Annotated in this window: 16 protein-coding genes; 9 read left to right on the top strand and 7 right to left on the bottom strand. The window is 65.5% G+C overall.

The genetic code is table 11. From position 1 onward, the window contains the following. Positions 1 to 22: 22 nt before the first annotated feature. A complete protein-coding gene (locus ODI_RS00820) occupies positions 23 to 487 on the bottom strand; it encodes a MaoC family dehydratase (protein WP_408635874.1) in 465 nt (154 codons plus the stop codon). Positions 488 to 753: 266 nt separating this feature from the next. Between ODI_RS00820 and ODI_RS00815 the strand changes: the two genes are divergently transcribed. After that, positions 754 to 2,196: an NAD-dependent succinate-semialdehyde dehydrogenase gene (locus tag ODI_RS00815; protein WP_067754969.1), complete on the top strand. Its 1,443-nt coding sequence runs from the start codon at positions 754 to 756 to the stop codon at positions 2,194 to 2,196. A 91-nt stretch (positions 2,197 to 2,287) separates the two neighbouring features. On the opposite strand, the gene pyrE is transcribed toward ODI_RS00815, so the two are convergent. Then, positions 2,288 to 2,974 (bottom strand): orotate phosphoribosyltransferase, encoded by a 687-nt coding sequence (pyrE, locus tag ODI_RS00810; RefSeq protein ID WP_067755081.1) that lies wholly within the window; start codon positions 2,972 to 2,974, stop codon positions 2,288 to 2,290. 247 nt (positions 2,975 to 3,221) lie between these two features. Here pyrE and ODI_RS00805 point away from each other — a divergent pair, with 247 nt between their 5' ends. Further along, a complete protein-coding gene (locus tag ODI_RS00805) occupies positions 3,222 to 3,668 on the top strand; it encodes an HIT family protein (protein ID WP_067754966.1) in 447 nt (148 codons plus the stop codon). Positions 3,669 to 3,677: 9 nt separating this feature from the next. Here the strand turns inward: ODI_RS00805 and ODI_RS00800 are convergent, their stop codons facing one another. The 3 genes from ODI_RS00800 to ODI_RS00790 all read right to left on the bottom strand — a co-directional run bounded on the left by ODI_RS00800 (position 3,678) and on the right by ODI_RS00790 (position 7,438). Further along, on the bottom strand, positions 3,678 to 4,181 hold the full coding sequence (locus tag ODI_RS00800; protein WP_067754963.1) for a DUF2938 domain-containing protein: 504 nt from the start codon (positions 4,179 to 4,181) through the stop codon (positions 3,678 to 3,680). A gap of 86 nt (positions 4,182 to 4,267) precedes the next feature. Continuing rightward, entirely contained in the window at positions 4,268 to 5,932 is a 1,665-nt protein-coding gene (locus ODI_RS00795; RefSeq protein WP_173719621.1) for a CehA/McbA family metallohydrolase domain-containing protein, read from the bottom strand. Positions 5,933 to 6,061: 129 nt separating this feature from the next. Further along, on the bottom strand, positions 6,062 to 7,438 hold the full coding sequence (locus ODI_RS00790; protein WP_067758470.1) for a CoA transferase: 1,377 nt from the start codon (positions 7,436 to 7,438) through the stop codon (positions 6,062 to 6,064). 755 nt (positions 7,439 to 8,193) lie between these two features. Between ODI_RS00790 and ODI_RS00785 the strand changes: the two genes are divergently transcribed. From ODI_RS00785 to ODI_RS00765, 5 genes are all read left to right on the top strand, one after another. Then, the gene (locus ODI_RS00785; protein ID WP_067758383.1) at positions 8,194 to 8,904 is read left to right on the top strand and encodes a response regulator; all 711 of its coding nucleotides are present in this window, start codon (positions 8,194 to 8,196) and stop codon (positions 8,902 to 8,904) included. Then, a complete protein-coding gene (locus ODI_RS00780; RefSeq protein WP_067758380.1) occupies positions 8,897 to 10,309 on the top strand; it encodes a sensor histidine kinase in 1,413 nt (470 codons plus the stop codon). The genes ODI_RS00785 and ODI_RS00780 overlap by 8 nt, the downstream gene beginning before the upstream one ends. Before the next feature lie 166 nt (positions 10,310 to 10,475). Continuing rightward, positions 10,476 to 11,474: a Bug family tripartite tricarboxylate transporter substrate binding protein gene (locus tag ODI_RS00775; RefSeq protein ID WP_098020806.1), complete on the top strand. Its 999-nt coding sequence runs from the start codon at positions 10,476 to 10,478 to the stop codon at positions 11,472 to 11,474. Between the two features lie 197 nt (positions 11,475 to 11,671). Then, positions 11,672 to 12,109 (top strand): tripartite tricarboxylate transporter TctB family protein, encoded by a 438-nt coding sequence (locus tag ODI_RS00770; RefSeq protein ID WP_067758467.1) that lies wholly within the window; start codon positions 11,672 to 11,674, stop codon positions 12,107 to 12,109. Beyond that, the gene (locus ODI_RS00765; protein ID WP_067758374.1) at positions 12,106 to 13,641 is read left to right on the top strand and encodes a tripartite tricarboxylate transporter permease; all 1,536 of its coding nucleotides are present in this window, start codon (positions 12,106 to 12,108) and stop codon (positions 13,639 to 13,641) included. The genes ODI_RS00770 and ODI_RS00765 overlap by 4 nt, the downstream gene beginning before the upstream one ends. 107 nt (positions 13,642 to 13,748) lie before the next feature. Here the strand turns inward: ODI_RS00765 and ODI_RS00760 are convergent, their stop codons facing one another. Continuing rightward, complete coding sequence (locus ODI_RS00760; RefSeq protein WP_067758372.1) at positions 13,749 to 14,915, bottom strand: pyridoxal phosphate-dependent aminotransferase; 1,167 nt, start codon at positions 14,913 to 14,915, stop codon at positions 13,749 to 13,751. Positions 14,916 to 15,034: 119 nt separating this feature from the next. On the opposite strand from ODI_RS00760, the gene ODI_RS00755 reads away from it, so the two are divergent. Both ODI_RS00755 and ODI_RS00750 read left to right on the top strand, forming a co-directional pair. Beyond that, on the top strand, positions 15,035 to 16,075 hold the full coding sequence (locus ODI_RS00755) for an AbrB family transcriptional regulator (protein ID WP_067758464.1): 1,041 nt from the start codon (positions 15,035 to 15,037) through the stop codon (positions 16,073 to 16,075). Between the two features lie 234 nt (positions 16,076 to 16,309). Further along, positions 16,310 to 16,516, top strand: a complete 207-nt coding sequence (locus ODI_RS00750) for a cold-shock protein (protein WP_067758460.1) — start codon at positions 16,310 to 16,312, stop codon at positions 16,514 to 16,516. Between the two features lie 142 nt (positions 16,517 to 16,658). On the opposite strand, the gene ODI_RS00745 is transcribed toward ODI_RS00750, so the two are convergent. Continuing rightward, positions 16,659 to 17,273, bottom strand: a complete 615-nt coding sequence (locus ODI_RS00745; protein ID WP_067758370.1) for a short chain dehydrogenase — start codon at positions 17,271 to 17,273, stop codon at positions 16,659 to 16,661. Positions 17,274 to 17,324 lie beyond the last annotated feature (51 nt).

Below are 17,324 nucleotides of genomic sequence, written 5' to 3'. Positions count from 1 at the left end.
ACGCGTCCCGCCGCGGTGCGCCTCAGCCCAGCTCCGGCTGCCGCCGGAACGCCAGCATGCGCGCGGTGGAGCGCTGGCACAGTTCGCCATGCTGGTTGAAGGTGTCGCTCTGCACCGTGACGATGCCGCGGTCCGGCCGCGACCGCGACGGCACGACCGACAGGATGGTGCTTTCCACGTGCAGCACGTCGCCCGGACGCGTGGCGCGTGGCCACGTGACCTCGGTGCCCGCGCCGATCAGGCCGCCGGCCAGCTTCACGCTTTGCACCACCAGGCGCATGGTGATGGCCGCCGTGTGCCAGCCGCTGGCGGCCAGGCCCTGGAAGAAGGTGTCGCGCGCGGCCGCTTCGTCGGTGTGGAAAGGCTGCGGATCGTACTGGCTGGCGAACACGCGGATCTGCTCGGCATCCAGCGCATGTTCACCGCTGCGGAACACCTGTCCGACCTGCAGGTCTTCAAGGTAAAGGGGTTGTTCTTGTTGTGCCAACGTGCTGCTCCTCCAATGACGGCTTGCGGGCATAGCTTACCCCTGCCGCCGCCGGGGCGGTGACCCGTCCCTTTTGCCGCCGGGCCGTCCCAAGACAAAAGACGGCCCCCTCGGGGGGCAGCAAGCCGAAGGCGCGGCGTGGGGGTCCCTTTTGCCGCCGGGGCCGCCGTCATGGCCCGCCCCCCGCCCAGGGAGTACAGTCATGGGGTGCACGTGGCGTCGCCGCTTCGTCCTTTCCCTTTTCCGTTCAACCCAAGGATCGCTACATGACTGTTTCCTACCCCGACACGCAGTTGCTCATCGGTGGAGAATGGGTCGATGCCGCCAGCGGCAAGACCCTGGACGTGATCAACCCGGCCACGGGCCGCGCCATCGGCAAGGTCGCCCACGCCAGCACCGCCGACCTGGATCGCGCGCTGGCCGCCGCGCAAAAGGGTTTCGAGGCCTGGCGCGACATCCCCGCGCACGAACGCGCCGCCACCATGCGCCGCGCCGCCGCGCTGGTGCGCGAACGCGCCGACGAGATCGCGCCGCTGCTCACGCAGGAACAAGGCAAGCCGCTTACCGAAGCCCGCATGGAAACGCTGGCCGCCGCCGACATCATCGAATGGTTCGCCGACGAGGGCCGCCGCGTCTATGGCCGCATCGTGCCCTCGCGCAACCTCGACGCGCAGCAACTGGTGCTGAAGGAGCCCGTGGGCCCAGTCGCCGCGTTCACCCCCTGGAACTTTCCCATCAACCAGGTCGTGCGCAAGCTGGGCGCGGCACTGGCCGCGGGCTGCTCGTTCCTGGTGAAGGCGCCCGAAGAAACCCCTGCCTCGCCTGCCGCGCTGATCCGCGCCTTCGTGGACGCGGGGGTGCCCGCGGGCGTCGTGGGCCTGGTGTTCGGCGATCCCGCCGAGATCTCCAGCTACCTCATTCCGCACCCCGTGATCCGCAAGATCACCTTCACCGGCTCGACGCCCGTGGGCAAGCAATTGGCCTCGCTGGCCGGCAAGCACATGAAGCGCGTGACGATGGAGCTGGGCGGCCACGCCCCCGTCATCGTGGCCGAGGACGCCGACCTGGCGCTGGCCGCCAAGGCCACCGGCGGCGCGAAGTTCCGCAACGCCGGCCAGGTCTGCATCTCGCCCACGCGCTTCCTGGTCCACAACAGCGTGCGCGAAGCCTTCACGCAGGCGCTGGTCGCGCACGCCCAAGGCCTGAAGCTGGGCGATGGCCTGCAGGACGGCACCACGCTGGGCCCGCTGGCCAACACGCGCCGCGTGGAAGCCATCACGAAGCTGGTGCAGGACGCGCAGAAGAAGGGCGCCAAGCTTGCCACCGGCGGCGAGGCCGTCCAGCGCGACGGCAACTTCTTCGCCCCCACGGTGCTGTCCGACGTGCCGCTGGAGGCGTCGATCTTCAACGAAGAGCCTTTCGGTCCGGTCGCCGCCATCCGTGGCTTCGACAAACTGGAAGACGCCATCGCCGAAGCCAACCGCCTGCCTTTCGGCCTGGCCGGCTACGCCTACACCAACTCCATCAAGAACGTGCACCTGCTCAGCCGCCGCATCGAAGTGGGCATGCTGTGGGTGAACCAGCCCGCCGCCCCCACGCCCGAGCTGCCTTTCGGCGGCGTGAAGGATTCGGGCTACGGTTCGGAAGGCGGTCCGGAAGCGGTCGAGGCCTACCTCAACATCAAGACCGTTTCGGTCATGGCGGTCTGATCCGCGCCTGATGTGGGAAGGCCGGGCAACCGGCAAGCAAAACGGGACGCCAGTGGCGTCCCGTTTTTACTTGCAGGATCGATGCCGGGCGTCAGGCCGCTTGCACGCCATAACGTTCGCGATACGCGGAGACCTTGGCATAGTGCTCTCCGATGCCGGCGCCGCCTTGGGCGCGCAGGTAGTCCAGCAGGTCCGACAGCGTGGCGATGGACACCACGCTCAGGCCCAGCGTGTCGCGCACGAACTGCACGGCCGAGTGCGGCGTGTCCACGCCGTTTTCGTGCGCCCGCTCCTGGCGGTCCAGCGCGATCACCACGCCGCAAGGCGTGGCGCCCGCGGCACGGATCAGGGCGATGGATTCGCGCACCGAGGTGCCGGCCGAGATCACGTCATCGATGATCAGCACGCGTCCTGCCACGGGAGCGCCCACCAGCGTGCCACCCTCGCCATGATCCTTGGCTTCCTTGCGGTTGTAGGCATACGGTTTGTTGTGGCCCAGGCGTGCCAGCTCGATGGAGACGGCGGCGGCCAGTGCGATGCCCTTGTAGGCGGGCCCGAACAGCATGTCGAACTGCAGGCCGCTGTCGATCAGGCGGCGCGCATAGAACTCGGCCAGGCGGCCCAGCGTGGCGCCGTCGTTGAACAGGCCGGCATTGAAGAAATACGGAGACAGGCGCCCGGCCTTGGTCTTGAATTCGCCGAACTTGAGCACGCCCGTGTCGAGCGAGAGCTGGAAGAAGGATTGGGCGAGGGTATCGGGCGTGGCAGGCGTCGTCATGCTGGTGAAGGGTGCGGGCTGAAAATGGGAATAACGGGCCGGCGGATGCGGGTCGAGCACGCATTGCGGACGGGCGGCTCGTCCCATGCCGGCGTCAGGCACGCCCCATGCGACAAGCGCGGCATTTTAACACCCGCGTCTTGCGGCTTCATCACGCGTCCGCACCAGGCACCCGCCCCAAGGTGCGCGTTCAGAATTCCAGAGGCACAATGCAAGCACAACAAGAATTCCAAGCGGAGACTGACACATGCCCAAGTTCGTCGACCCCTCGCCGCCCGGCCATTGCATTTTCTGCCGCCTGGTGGCGGGTGAGATTCCTGCCGCGCGCGTCGCCGAGGATGCGCTCACCATCGCCTTCATGGACCTGGGCCAGGTCAATCCGGGCCACGTGCTGGTGGCCACGCGCCGGCACGCGGAGAACCTTTACGACGTCACGCCCGCGGAAGCAGGGGCGGCGCTGAAGATGGCGCAACGCGTGGCGCTTGCCGTGCGCGACGCCTTCGCGCCGCCAGGCTTGACGATCCTGCAGGCCAACGGCCGCGAAGGCGACCAGACGGTCATGCATTTCCACTTGCACGTGGTGCCGCGCCATGCGGACGACGGCATCGCCCTGTCGTGGCCGCGCAAGGAGCCGCCTGCGGATGTCCTGCAGGATTACGCGGCCCGGCTGCGGGCAACGCTGCCCGCAGGCTGAACCAGGGCATCAGGCGCCAACGCGCAGAACGTCCACCAGCAGCGCGGTTTCATACAGGCCCAGGCCGAACACGGTGTGGCCCAGGATGTTCAGCACGCGTGCCTTGGCGGGGTTCGGCGTGCGCGAGGCCGCCACGCCCAGGCCCAATGCCGGCTGCAGGATGAACCAGCCGCAAGCGATCGTGATCCAGCCCACCGCCAATGCCGGGCCCAGCGTGGGCAGGCGCGCCCATGCCACGCCCCAGACCAGCAACAGCGCCGCCGCGAACACGATGCCCGTGACGTAATGCATGAGCCAGCCGATGGCAAGTTCGCCTTCCACGCGGGGAGACTTGCCGATGCCCTCGCGGTGCATGACACATCCGCGCGGCAGATGCGCGAACCAGCGGCCCGTCATCGCCCAGTTCGGCAGGGGTATGCCCACGGCGACCTTCAGCAGCCACGACCAGAGGTCGAACAAGGCAGTGGCGCCGATGCCGATCAGCACCGCATACAACAGGAACTCGGCGAACATGGGGTCTCGGTCTCCATCCGGGTTGGCCATGTCCGTGGCATGGCTTGCCGTCGATAGTACGCGAGACCCCTGCCTGCGCTCCAGGCTCAGTCTGCGACCGTCACGAACACCGGGTTCGAATAGAACCACAGGTCGTTGTAGTTGCGCGCGTTGATCGCATTGAAGCGATTCGCGTTGTCGGCGAAGTCGATCTTCTCGTCGGGCAGCGGCTCGCCATCGGCGGTCTCGTTGGCCACGTCGATGCCCAGGTTCGTGCCGCGCAGGCGCAGGTACTGGCTGTGCGTCGCGGTCACGCGATAGGTGATGACGTTGTAGCCCGCTTCGTCCACGGTCCAGTCGTCCTTCGTGAAGCGCGCCAGCACCTTGGTGGAAGGATTCGTGTCCGCGTCGTACGCGGGAGTTCCGGCTTGCGCCTTGCCCGTCACGTCGCCCACGATGAGATCCACGTGGTTGACCGTGGGCTTCGTGTAGGTGGGATTGCCGCTGTCGAAGGGATACTCATAGTTGTTGGTTTCCGGGCTGCGGAAGCGGATGGTCACTTCCACTTCCTCGTCCTTGGCGGCCACCAGCTCGCCCCCCATGTGCACCGTGCCCGCCGCGCCCTGCGCCGAGAAATCCAGGTGATCGATCAGGTCGCCGAACACGCCATAGACGCGGCCGCTGCGCAAGCCTGCCATCACCGCGGCCATGTCATCGCCGTCCTTCCAGACGTAGGTCTTGCTGTACTCGCCGGGCGCATAGCCGCTGCTGAACTGGCCCTGCGCGGTGCGGAAGTGATAGTCCGAATCGGCCACCGTCCAGATGCGGCGGCCCTCGCCCAGCAGCGCGTCCCACGTGCCGCCCAGCTTCGCGACGAGGTAGTCCGTGCCGCCATACGTGCGCGACCCGAGATTGGCGGGGATGTAGGCCTCGGCATAGCCGCCGCGGTCCGGCTCCATCTGGTTGCCGACCATGCCTTCGATGGTGAAGAACACCTCGGGCGCCAGGTCGTGCATGTCACGGATCTGGCCCGCCGTGTACTTGCCCATGTAGCGCGAGGGGTGGTTCAGCAGCATGTAGCTGTCGCCCGGATGCTTGTCGCGCAGCCACCGCAGCGCAGCCAGGGAATCCTCGTGCGTCGCATAGGCTCGCGTTTCCCCGGACAGGCGCGACACCAGCGCGGGGTCGAACAGATTGGGGTCACGGTTCGTGAACAGGTACTCGAATTCCGCCACTGCCTGCAGCGCCGCGGGCGACATGGGATCGTTCACGCCGATGCCGACGTTCACGTGGTCATGCGTGGGCATGTCCCATTCGAAGGAAGTGAAAATGGTCTTGCCGGCGTAACGGCCCGCTTCCTGCATCTGGCGGATGAACGGCACTTCGTAGTCGGCCATTCCTTGCGAGAACGGGATCGACGCGGGCAGGTCAGCCCCCGTGTGATCGCGGCGAGACAGGCGCAGGTGGTTCGAGATTGCCGCCCAATCCAGCTTGTAGCGGTCGAAGGCCTGGTCCAGCACGTGCTCCAGGCTCACCTGGGCGTCGTCGGACTGGTAGGTGTGGACGTGCAGGTCACCCTTGCTCCAGGCGCCCGTCACCACCGGGGGCTCCGGCTCTGGCGTGGGCGGCGTGCCGGGGTCGGTCACCGGCGGGGGGGTCTCGGCGGGCGGGGCGTCGTCGTCGCTGCTCCCGCAAGCGGCCAACAGGCTGCTCGCCAGCAGAACCGACAGGAGGGTCCGCGGCAACGTGGCCAGGGAAAGGGATATTTTCATGACTAAGCGCATCTTTCAGAACTTGAGTTCTGCCTTTTCGGAAAGGTGCGCAGTATGTCGATACTGAATGACGCCGCCATGACACCCGAGCGTCACGGAAATGGAATCTCCAGCATTTCCCGGCCGACGCTACCAGCTTGGCGCATCGGTCCCCGGCGGCACCGATGCGCGAACATAGCCCGCAGGCGTCCGGGCCAGCTCGGCCGCGGGCGGCAGCGCCCGCAACGCGCCATAGCCGCAGGGGTAATCCTGCAAGCAAGCATTCACATCCGGGCGCGGGCACGCCAGGCCATCGTCCACCCTGCCCAGGCCTCGCAGCCACTGCGCGGTCTGGGCCAGGGACACCTCCACCAGCCAGCTGCCGCCTTCGGATTGCTGGCGCCACAAGGCCGCCGCCGCGCCGAACGCCATCAGGAACCCCGTCGCCTGATCCAGGATCTGCATGGGCATGGCGCGCGGCTTGCCATCACCAGCCGCCTCGCCCTCGGCATGGTTGAAGCCCATGGCGGTCTGCAGCAGGGAATCGAATCCGCGCCGGCCGGCCCACGGGCCTTTCGTGCCGTATGCGCTCAAGGACACCATCACCAGGCCCGGACGGCGCGCGGCCAGGGCCCGGGGGGAAAAGCCCTTGGCTGCCAGGCTGCCGGGCCGGTAGCCCTGTGAGAACACATGGGCGCCATCCACCAGCGACCACAAGGCATCGCGCCCCGCCGCCGTGTCCAGGTCGACCAGGGCGGATCGCTTGCCACGGCTGGTGTCGACGATGGCGCCGATGTTCGGCAGCGTCGGGGAATTCACCAGCATGACATCGGCGCCGTGCGAGGCCAGCGCCCGTCCGCCCATCGGGCCGGCCAGGATGCGCGTCAGATCCAGCACACGCACCCCGGACAGGGGACGCGCCGCTGCATCCAGTGCCGGCAGGGCAAGAGGCGGCGCATCGTCCAGTCGCGTGAACGTCATGACAGGCTGGGCCGCCACCGCCCGTCCCTGGGGACTGCCATCCCATTGCGCAAAGCTGCGCAATGCCGTCACGACCAATCCCCGCGCCGCCGCGGCAGTCTCGAAGTCGATGGCGCGCCAGCCACGCAAGGCCTGCTGGACAGTGTCGCGGCTGGCATGGGCCACATCCAGTCCCAGCAAGCGCAAGGCACCGTCGCGATGATGCGCGAAATTCGCATGGATACGCACATGCCCGTCCGCGGTCTCGTACAGGCCGGTGATGGGATCCCAGTACTCCGGCTCCTTGCCGTCCAGCAGGAACCAGCCCGTGCACTCGATTGCAGCCTGCCGGGCCTGCACGGTCACCTGCTGCCGGGGCGTGCCGCGCAGATGCGCCAATTCGCAGGCTGCCAGGGCTGCGGCAGCCGTCGTGACCTGGGCCGCCAGGCCCACGGGAAAGGACGAGGGGAAGACGGGGTCCCGCCCGGGCAGTTGCACCGGCGCGAGCCCCTCGGCCGGCAAGCCGGCAAGGCGCCACAACGTTTCCAGGGTATCGAGAGCCGCCATCGCCATCTCATCCTTCAGCACCGATTGGCGCTTGTTCCAAAAACAGCCGTTGCTGGCCATTCTGCCTGCCGCCACCCGGGGCAGCAAACGCGTGGGCAAGGCGGTTTTCCCCATCGGGCCCGACCGCCCTGTGGATATCCTCCATGGAGCGGGGGTGTGGACAAGCTGTGGATCGTTTGGGGACAACACAGGGCCGTCCAGCGCCGCTTCCAGACTATCCACTTTCGCGTACAGCGGCACACAGGGGTGATCAACAGCGAAAATCCTTTTCAAACCATTGATTTCAAAAACCTATTCAGGCTTGTGCCACTTATGCACATCCCTTATCCATTACCATCAGTTGTATATATAAAGAAATGAACAAGGAACAAGGGAAAAGAAAAAAGTCCGTCCGGACCTGAGTCTTTGGCCTGACGGCCTACTCCCCTGTTCCAACCCTGTCTGCGCATAATTTGATCGGATCAAACTGCCATCGCTCCTCAGCGCCTGTGGATAACCTCTATGGAGCCGATATGTGCAGAAGCTGTGCGGGCTTTCTGGACAACCCGGGGATGGCAGGTGTCCCTCAAACTTTGTTCAACTTCATCCCCCGTTCAAAACACGGTTTCTTCACACCGAAAAAACGTGCCAACTTCTTGTTTTTGAAAAAATTTTCCAGGTAGTTCGAGTTATCCACAGGGCATCTTATCTACCATTAGTTGTATATAAAAGATATTAAGTAAAGACCACCCCGTCTCTCCTTCCCATCCAGATCCATGCGAATACTCCTAGTCGAAGACGAACCCGAATTGGCCCGTTGGGTCTCGCGCGCCCTGGCCCGTCAGGCAGGCTTCGTCGTGGAATGGGCCGACGATGGACTCCTGGCAGACAAACGGCTCGCCATGGAGGAATTCGACGCCATCGTGCTGGACCTGGGCCTGCCCACCCTGGATGGACGCACCTTGCTGGCGCGCTTGCGCGCGCGGGACGACCGGACCCCCGTTCTCGTCCTGACCGCCCGCGATTCGCTGGCGGATCGGGTCGATACGCTTCATGAAGGCGCGGATGACTTCCTCCCCAAACCTTTCCGCGTAGAAGAGCTGGAAGCCCGCCTGACGGCTTTAATCCGGCGCAGCAGGGGGAGGGAGCACCCCCGGCTTGCTTGCGGCGCCCTGGTGCTCGATACGGCCTCCCAGCGCTTTACCTTGCATGGACAACCCTTCGCCCTGTCTCCCCGCGAACATGCCGTGCTGCGCGTGTTCATCCAACGCACGGGAGAACCGGTGAACAAGCAGCAGATCCTGGAACGGGTGTTTTCCCAGGACAGCGACGTCAACCACGAAGCCATCGAAGTGCTGGTCCACCGATTGCGCAAGAAATTGGCAGGCGCCGGCGTGCAGATCGTGACGCTGCGCGGCATGGGCTATTACCTGGAAACCGTGGCCGGGGAAGTCACGCCCTCCGCCCTGCCCGCCGCCGATGCGTAGGCCGCTGTCGCCGCGCAGCCTGAAGGTCACGCTGCTGTCGTGGATGGTCCCTGTCCTGGTGCTCGTCATGATCGGCGCGCTGTGGCTGTCCAATCGCATGCTGAAGGAGCAGGTCGATGCCGCCTATGACCGCTCCCTGGCGGGTGCCTTGCGGGCCATCGACCTGAATATCTCCACCGCGTCAGGCGGCCTGTCGATGGAACAGCCCTATCTGATGCTGGAGTTCTTCGAGCTGACCGCCAACGGCCGGGTGCATTACCGGGTGGCCACCGAAGACGGTCTCGCCGAGATCGGCAGTCCGGCATTGCCCTTGCCAGATGTCCTGCCCTCCCCGGGCACGCCCATGTTCTATGAAGCGGTCTTCCAGGAAGAACCGGTACGCGTCGCCATCCTGTTGCGCGACGTGGATCCGCCGCTGGCCAGCGGACATGGCCGCCTGGTCGTGCAGGTGGCGGAAAGCCTGGAAACCCGGCGGGTCTTCATCAATGCCATGCTGCGGCGGTCCATCGAGCGCGACGTGGTCGGCATGATCATCAGCGTCCTGGTTCTGGTGGCGGGCGTCATCATTTCCTTGCGACCCCTGGGACGCCTGCGCGACGGGCTGCAGCGGCGTGATCCCGATGATCTTCGGCCGATCGAGTCCGACGAATTGCCGGACGAAGTCCTGCCCCTGGTCGACGCGCTGAACCAGCACATGGCGCGCCACGAGGCGCAGACACAGGCACAGCGGCAATTCCTGGACGATGCCTCGCACCAGTTGCGCACCCCCTTGTCCATCCTGCGGACCCAGCTGGGTTATGCCATGCGCGAATCGGATCCCGACGAGTTGCGGGCTGCGCTGCATGCCATGCAGGAAGGGCTCGATCGCGCCGAGCGCATGACCAACCAGATGCTCGCGCTGGCGCGTGCCCGGGACGCCGGCGTTGCGCGCCATGCCCTCGATTTCGAGACCGTGGACCTGCGTGAACTTGCGCACGGCGTGCTGCGTACCCTCTTGCCCGCGGCACGCGCCAAGCGGCTGGACTATGGCCTGGATGACGGGCCGGACAGCATGCGGATCTATGGCGTGGAATGGCTGTTGCGCGAAGCGCTCATGAACCTGGTGGACAACGCCATCCGCTATAGCCCCATCGAGGGGACTGTCAGCATCACCCTGTCGGCCAGCACGCACCTGGTGGAGGTCGGTGTCATCGACACCGGGCCGGGCATGAGCGAGGAGGACATCGCGCGCGCAGGGGTGCGCTTTCGCCGCGGCCAGGCCGGCAAAGGCAAGCCTGGCGCGGGTCTGGGGCTCGCGATCGTGCGCACGATCTCCGACCTGCATCGCGCCCGTCTTGCCTTGCAGGCCGCGCAACCGGGTCCGGGCTTGCACGTCAGCTGGGTCTTCCGGCGCGTGGCCTCGTGACGCTGTCACGCAGCTAGGGGTTATCCCTGGATTTGCGCAAATAATCCGCGAATTGAAAGGTAGCGGAAAGGCGCGGTTTCGTACCTTGTCGCCAGCATGCCGTCACCCGGCATGATTCCAGCGCGGCGGCGCACGATCGCCGGTGCATAAGAACATGGAGACTGACATGACCCCCATTTCCTTCCCGAAGGCCCGCGCGGCCGTGGCTGCCAGCCTGCTGGCCCTGGGCGTGGCTGCCGTGCCCGCGCACGCCGAGCCGCAACGTCCCGAGTGCATTGCGCCCGCCCAGCCTGGCGGCGGCTTCGACCTGACCTGCCGTCTGGCGCAGTCCGCCCTGAAGGAATCCGGCGCGCTGAAAAGCCCGCTGCGCATCGTGTACATGCCCGGCGGCATCGGCGCGGTGGCCTACAACAACATCGTGGCCCAGCGCCCCGCGGAAGCCGGCTCCATCGTCGCGTTCTCGGGCGGCTCGCTGCTGAATCTCGCGCAGGGCAAGTTCGGCAAGTACGGCGTGGACGACGTGCGCTGGCTGGCCGCGGTCGGCACCGATTACGGCGTGGCGGTCGTGCGCAATGACTCGCCGCACAAGGACCTGAAGAGCCTGATGGAGGCCTTCAAGCAGGATCCCACCAAGATCGTGCTGGGCGCTGGCGGTTCGGTCGGCAGCCAGGACTGGATGAAGGCCGCGCTGACCGCCAAGGCGGCTGGCGTCGACTACAAGAAGATGCGTTTCGTGGCGTTCGAAGGGGGTGGCGAAGCCATCACCGCCTTGCGTGGCGGCCACATCCAGGCCTACATGGGCGATGCCGCCGAGGCCATGACCATGCTGGAAGGCGGCGCACCCATCCGCGTGCTGGCCGTCTACAACGACAAGCGCCTGCCGGGCAAGCTGGCCGATATCCCCACCGCCGCCGAACAGGGCTACGACATCAACTGGCCCATCATCCGCGGCTACTACGTCGGCCCCAAGGTCTCGGACGCGGACTACCAGTGGTGGGTCGAAGCCTTCCAGAAAGCCATGGCCTCGCCCGGCTTCGAGAAGCTGCAACAGCAACAGGGCCTGTTCCCCATGAACATGGTGGGCCAGGAGCTGGACGCCTACGTGAAGGAACGCGTCAAGGCCTACGCACAGCAGGCGGAGTCCTTCGGCCTGATCAAGAAGTAAGACGCGGGGCGCCGCCGCCGCACTCCCCCGCCTGTTCCGATGTCTCCCCGGCGCAGGCGGGTTTTTTCTTCACGCCGACGTCATCGCAGATCACAGTCGCCGCGCGGCCCCTGGCCTTGCGGCCGTCCTGCGTCCCTGCATGGCCTCAGCGGGTGTCTTTCCATCAACATCGTCCAGACTGAGAGGGTGCCATGGCACTGAACGACAGGACTCTAGGGATTGCCGCGCTGGTGCTCGCGGCCTTCCTCACGTGGCATGGCTACGACCTGGAAGCGCCCTTCGCCTACGAGCCCGTGGGGCCGAAGGCCTTCCCCTTGCTCGTCGCATTGATCATCGCGCTCTGTGGCGTGCGCCTGATCATCAAGGGCGGCAATCCCGCCGAACCCAACCCGCCCGGGGCCAACGCGCGCATCGGCATCATGGTGGGACTGGTGGCCGGCTATGCCTTCCTTTTCCAGTGGCTGGGTTTCGTGATAGCCACCGCTGCCATGACCATCCTGGTCGGCCGTCTCTTCGGCGGCACCTGGCTCAAGAGCGCGATCGGTGGCGTGGTCATGTCCGTGGGCTTCTTCTTTCTCTTTGACCGTGCGCTGGATGTGGTGCTGCCCACCGGCCTCCTGGGAGGACTGCTATGAGCGGCATTCTCGACCAACTCGCCCTGGGTTTCGGCGTGGCCTTCACGCCCATGAACCTGCTGGTGGCGGCTCTCGGTTCGTTCTTCGGCACCATCGTCGGCGTGCTGCCGGGCCTGGGTCCCATCAATGGCGTGGCCATGCTGATCCCCATCGCCTTCGCGATGAACCTGCCGCCTGAAACCGCGCTGATCCTGCTTGCCGCGGTGTACGTGGGCGCCGAATATGGCGGGCGCATCACGTCCATCCTGATCAACGTGCCCGGCGAGGCAGCGGCGGTCATGACCACGCTCGATGGCTATCCCCTGGCGCGCCAGGGCCTTGCCAGCGTGGCGCTGTCGCTCTCAGCCTGGTCGTCGTTCATCGGCTCGCTGATCGCGACGCTGGGCATCATCCTGTTGGCGCCGTTGCTGGCCAACTGGGCCCTGGCTTTCGGTCCCGCCGAGTACTTCGTGCTGATGGTCTTTGCCTTTTGCGCGCTGACCAGCCTGCTGGGGGATCAACCCGTCAAGGGCGTGTTGGCGGCGATGATCGGTCTTGCCATTTCGACGGTGGGCGTGGATGCGAACTCGGGTGTCTACCGCTATGCCTTCGACATTCCGCACCTGGCTGACGGCATCGATTTCGTGGTGGTGGTGATCGGCCTCTTCGCCGTAGGCGAGATGCTGCAGATGCTGGAGAAGGTGCTGTCTGGCCATTCCATCGAGGTGCCGGTCAGCGGCCGCAAGCTCTTCAACTTCAAGGAATTGAAGTTCACCAACGGCAGCACCTTGCGTGGCGGTTTCCTCGGGTTTTTCCTCGGCGTGTTGCCGGGTGCAGGCGCCAGCGTGGCGTCGGCCGTGGCCTATGCCAACGAAAAGCGCTACATCGAAGGCAAGGACCCCGAAGCGAAGTTCGGCAAGGGTGACATGCGTGGCCTGGCGGCGCCCGAAGCCGCCAACAACAGCGCGGCAACCGGATCGTTCATTCCCATGCTGACGCTGGGCGTGCCGGGCTCGGGCACCACCGCCGTGATGATGGGCGCCCTGACGCTCTACAACATCACGCCGGGTCCGGTGCTGTTCGATGCGCAACCGCAGCTGGTGTGGGGCCTGATCGCGTCGCTCTTCGTCGCCAACGTCATGCTGTTCGTCATGAACGTGCCGATGGTGCGCGTGTTCGCCTCGATGCTGTCCATCCCATCCTGGCTGCTAGTGCCGGGCGTGCTGGCCATCAGCTTCATCGGTGTGTATGCCATCAACGCGACGACGTTCGACCTGGTGCTGGTCGTCATCATCGGCGCGCTGGGCTACTTCCTGCGCAAGCTGAATGTGCCGATGGCGCCGATGATCCTGGGCGTGGTGCTGGGCACGATGATGGAGCAGAACCTGCGCCGTGCCTTGTCCATCACGAACGGCGAAATCGGCATCCTGTTCCACAGCGGCGTGGCCAAGGGCTTGTGGATCGCGGCGTTGGCCGTGGTGATCCTGCCCATTGCGTATCGTCGCCTGATCCGCAAGCGCCGCGGGACGAAGGCGGGCGAGCAGGACGAGTGATCTGCTTTCGCCTGTCGGGGTAGGCGGAAAAGAAGAAGGGCGTGGCCAACAGCCGCGCCCTTCTTCCTTGGCCCGCCGGACACCGGATGGATGGGCCCGGCAGGCGTTCAGACCGACTGCAGGCGCCGGATGGCCTCGTCCAGGGTCGCGTCCTGCTTGGCGAAGCAGAAGCGCACGATCTGGTGGTTGGAAGCGGGGGCGGCAGGCTGGCGATAGAACGCCGACACGGGAATGACGGCCACGCCGTGTTCCAGCGTCAGCCAGCGCGAGAATTCGGCCTCGGGCAGGTCCGAGATCGCGCCATAGTCGGCCAGCATGAAGAAGGTGCCAGGGCATGGCAATGCCTTGAATTTCGTGGCGGCAAGTCCGCGCGCCAGGCGGTCGCGCTTGGCCTGGTAGAACGCGGGCAGGTTCGCGGCATGCGAGGCATCCTGCATATAGGTGGCCAGCGCATGCTGCATCGGCGAGGCCACCGTGAAGACCATGAACTGGTGCACCTTGCGCAGCTCGGCCGACAGGGCCTTGGGGGCGCAGCAATAGCCTATCTTCCAGCCGGTGGTGTGATACGTCTTGCCGAAAGACGAGATCACGAAGGCGCGCTCGGCCAGCGCAGGGCGGCTTGCCAGGCTGACGTGCGGCTGGCCATCGAACACGATGTGTTCATAGACTTCGTCCGACGAGAGCAGCACGCGCGTGTCGCGCACGATGTCTTCCAGCGTGTCCAGGTCGGCCTGCGTCAGCACCGCGCCGGTGGGGTTGTGCGGGAAGTTCAGCATCAGCAGGCGCGTGCGCGGCGTGATCGCATCGCGCACCTTCTGCCAGTCGACGCGGTAGTACGGATCGGCTTGCGTCGGCGCGCGCAGCGGCACCGGCACGGCCACGCCGCCCGCCAGGCGGATGGAAGGCAGGTAGGAGTCGTAGCAGGGTTCGATCACGACCACTTCGTCGCCAGCCTGGACCGCGCACAGCACCGTCGCCATCAGGGCTTCGGTGGCGCCGCTGGTCACCGTGATCTCGCTATCCGCGTCGTAGCGCCGTCCATAAAGGGAGGCCACCTTGTCCGAGATCGCCGCGCGCAGCGGCGCGATGCCGGGCATGTAGGGATACTGGTTATGGCCTTGCGCCATGGCCTGGCTGACCAGGTCCAGCAGTGCGGGGTCGGCGTTGAAGTCAGGAAAGCCCTGGCCCAGGTTGATGGCGCCGGTGTCGGCGGCCAGCTTGCTCATGACCGTGAAGATGGTGGTGCCGACGTCGGGGAGCTTGGATTCGATCATTGTGTGCTTGCGTGCCGCAGGAAAGGCAGCGGGCGGAGTTAAGGGGTTGGCGTGGAAGGCAAATGCCAGCGTGCGAAGGATAATACGCACTTTACGCGCGAATGCCGCCCCAGCCGTCCATGATGCCCTTGCGCCTTTTTGCCGGATTCCTGATTGCGTTGGCCGGCGCGCTGCTCGCCGTGCACCTGGACCTGCCGTTGCCGTGGATGCTGGGCCCCTTGCTGGCGACCGCGGCCACGCGCATCCGCGGCATGCAGACGGTCTGCCCTGCCCCGCTGCGCAACGCGGGCCAATGGGTCATCGGGACGTCCCTGGGCCTGTATTTCACGCCACAGGTCGTGGGACATGTCGTGGACCATGCGCCGGCCATCGTGGCGGGCATGGTGTTTCCGGTGCTGCTGTGCGGCCTGGGCGCCATCCTGATGCAGCGCTTCGCCAAGGTGGATTTCCAGACCGCCTGGTTCTCCTGTGCGATAGGCGGCGCCAGCGAGATGACGACCCTGGCCGAGCGCCATGGCGCGAACCTCGAACGCGTCGCCACGGCACACAGCGTGCGCATTCTGCTCGTGGTTATGATCGTGCCCTTCCTGTTCCAGGCCTGGGGCGTGGCGGGCCTGGATCCCTCCTTGCCGGGCACTGCACGGGTGGACCCGCCGGGATTGTTCCTGCTGGTCGCATTGACGTGCGCCAGCGCATTCCTGTTCGCCTGGCGCAAGCTGCCTGCGCCCTGGATACTTGGGCCGCTGGCCGTGGCCATGGGGCTCACCACGCAGGACGTGTCGCTGTCGGCGCTTCCCGCCGTGGTGACGGCAGGCGGGCAACTGCTCATCGGCTGGTCCTTGGGCGACCGCTATCGGCCGGGCTTCTTCCGCGGCGCGCCAAGCCTGGTCCTGACGGCGGCGCTCTATACCGTGCTTTCCTTGCTGCTGGCAGCGGGGTTCGCGTGCCTGCTCGTCCTCTTCACGGACGTCCCGCTACCGACGCTGATCCTGGGCACGACACCCGGTGGCATCGCCGAGATGGCGATCACCGCAAAGGTGCTGCAATTGGGCGTGCCGGTCGTCACCGCGTTTCACGTCACGCGGATGGTTTTCGTGGTGCTGGTGACGGGGCCTTTGTATCGTTTGGTTTCGCGCAAAAAGTCCGCGGAAAAGCCTTAATTGGCGCGGTTTGGCACGCACAAATACGACATTCGGGAAAACGCCGATATGAATATTTTGCCGGCCGTCGGTATGCTGCATTTCGCGGTTGTAATCAAGCTGTGCGCAAGACCCCTCTGTCGGCCCTCTCGCTTTACCCCTTGCCCTTCGCGGTATCCGGAAGCAGATGTCCAGTAGGAATTCAGCGACCTTGGTTCAATGCACTCCCTGTTTTCTATATGGACGTTTCCGATCATGGCTCAAACGGGCAAAGTTAAGTGGTTCAACGCCGAGAAGGGTTTCGGTTTCATTACCCCCGACGCGGGCGGCACTGACGTCTTCGCGCACTTCTCGGCCATCCAGGGCCGTGGCTACCGCAGCCTGAACGAAGGCCAGGCCGTCGAATTCGAAGTGAAGGATGGCCCCAAGGGCCCTCAAGCTGAGGACATCCGTCCTCTGTAAGTCGGGAAATCCCGTTTTTCCCGTCAGGCCAGCCTGTACTGGCCCGACAACGCCCCGCGCCTTTCAGGCCGGGGCGTTGTCACGTGAAGTCGTTGAAACTTATAAATTATCTATATAAATCAATGGCTTGCGGCGGCATTGCTCATCGCGCGTCGCGCACCCAGCCGACGCGATAGACCCTGCCAGTCTGTATTCCCTCGACGCTTCGGCGATAAGCCGCAGCCACTTTCCACGCTGGCACGCTGTCGAAACCGGGAAAACTGTTGGCATAGTGTTCCAAGGCCTCCGTCAGGACGGTAGGACTGACGACGTTGATACGCCGGCCTGACAACGCCAGCGCCGCTGCGCGCACAAATCCCTCCAGACCGGCGTTGACCGCTGCGGCGTTGGTGCCGTCCCGGATAGGCTCATCCGAGAGGATGCCGGTGGTCAGCGTAATCGAACCTCCTTCGTTCAGATAATGCTGGCCGATCAGCGTCAACCGCACCTGGCCCAGCAGCTTGTCCAGCAGGCCTTGTGCGAAGTCTTCCGCGCGCAGGGTTTGCAGCGCGCCGAAGTGGACGTTTCCCGTGGTGGCGATGATCGCATCCACCTTCCCTACCGATTCGAACAGCGCTTGCACGCTGTGCGCATCCTTGATGTCGACGGACAACGTGCTTCGGCGATGACTGGCCTGGATCACCTCGTGATCCCTTTCCAGGTCTTGGACTACCGCCTTCCCGATCAGTCCGCTGGCGCCGACGACGAGTACCTTCATGAATATGCTCCTTATCTGTTGGCTGACACGCCACAGTGTGGGGAGCGCATC

Origin of the sequence: Orrella dioscoreae (genome assembly GCF_900089455.2) — a bacterium.
Taxonomy (GTDB): Bacteria; Pseudomonadota; Gammaproteobacteria; order Burkholderiales; family Burkholderiaceae_B; genus Orrella; species Orrella dioscoreae.
The sequence above is the reverse complement of the archived record's forward strand: the minus strand, read 5'-3'. Positions and strand labels throughout refer to the sequence as shown.

What these genes read in the sequence shown, in the direction of transcription:
- ODI_RS00790 (WP_067758470.1), bottom strand. Translation starts at nt 7,438, where the DNA reads ATGGCGGCTCTCGATACCCTGGAAACGTTGTGGCGCCTTGCCGGCTTG.
- ODI_RS00785 (WP_067758383.1), top strand. Translation starts at nt 8,194, where the DNA reads ATGCGAATACTCCTAGTCGAAGACGAACCCGAATTGGCCCGTTGGGTC.
- ODI_RS00800 (WP_067754963.1), bottom strand. Translation starts at nt 4,181, where the DNA reads ATGTTCGCCGAGTTCCTGTTGTATGCGGTGCTGATCGGCATCGGCGCC.
- ODI_RS00815 (WP_067754969.1), top strand. Translation starts at nt 754, where the DNA reads ATGACTGTTTCCTACCCCGACACGCAGTTGCTCATCGGTGGAGAATGG.
- ODI_RS00775 (WP_098020806.1), top strand. Translation starts at nt 10,476, where the DNA reads ATGACCCCCATTTCCTTCCCGAAGGCCCGCGCGGCCGTGGCTGCCAGC.
- ODI_RS00780 (WP_067758380.1), top strand. Translation starts at nt 8,897, where the DNA reads ATGCGTAGGCCGCTGTCGCCGCGCAGCCTGAAGGTCACGCTGCTGTCG.
- ODI_RS00765 (WP_067758374.1), top strand. Translation starts at nt 12,106, where the DNA reads ATGAGCGGCATTCTCGACCAACTCGCCCTGGGTTTCGGCGTGGCCTTC.
- ODI_RS00755 (WP_067758464.1), top strand. Translation starts at nt 15,035, where the DNA reads ATGATGCCCTTGCGCCTTTTTGCCGGATTCCTGATTGCGTTGGCCGGC.
- ODI_RS00745 (WP_067758370.1), bottom strand. Translation starts at nt 17,273, where the DNA reads ATGAAGGTACTCGTCGTCGGCGCCAGCGGACTGATCGGGAAGGCGGTA.
- ODI_RS00795 (WP_173719621.1), bottom strand. Translation starts at nt 5,932, where the DNA reads ATGAAAATATCCCTTTCCCTGGCCACGTTGCCGCGGACCCTCCTGTCG.
- ODI_RS00760 (WP_067758372.1), bottom strand. Translation starts at nt 14,915, where the DNA reads ATGATCGAATCCAAGCTCCCCGACGTCGGCACCACCATCTTCACGGTC.
- ODI_RS00805 (WP_067754966.1), top strand. Translation starts at nt 3,222, where the DNA reads ATGCCCAAGTTCGTCGACCCCTCGCCGCCCGGCCATTGCATTTTCTGC.
- ODI_RS00750 (WP_067758460.1), top strand. Translation starts at nt 16,310, where the DNA reads ATGGCTCAAACGGGCAAAGTTAAGTGGTTCAACGCCGAGAAGGGTTTC.
- pyrE (WP_067755081.1), bottom strand. Translation starts at nt 2,974, where the DNA reads ATGACGACGCCTGCCACGCCCGATACCCTCGCCCAATCCTTCTTCCAG.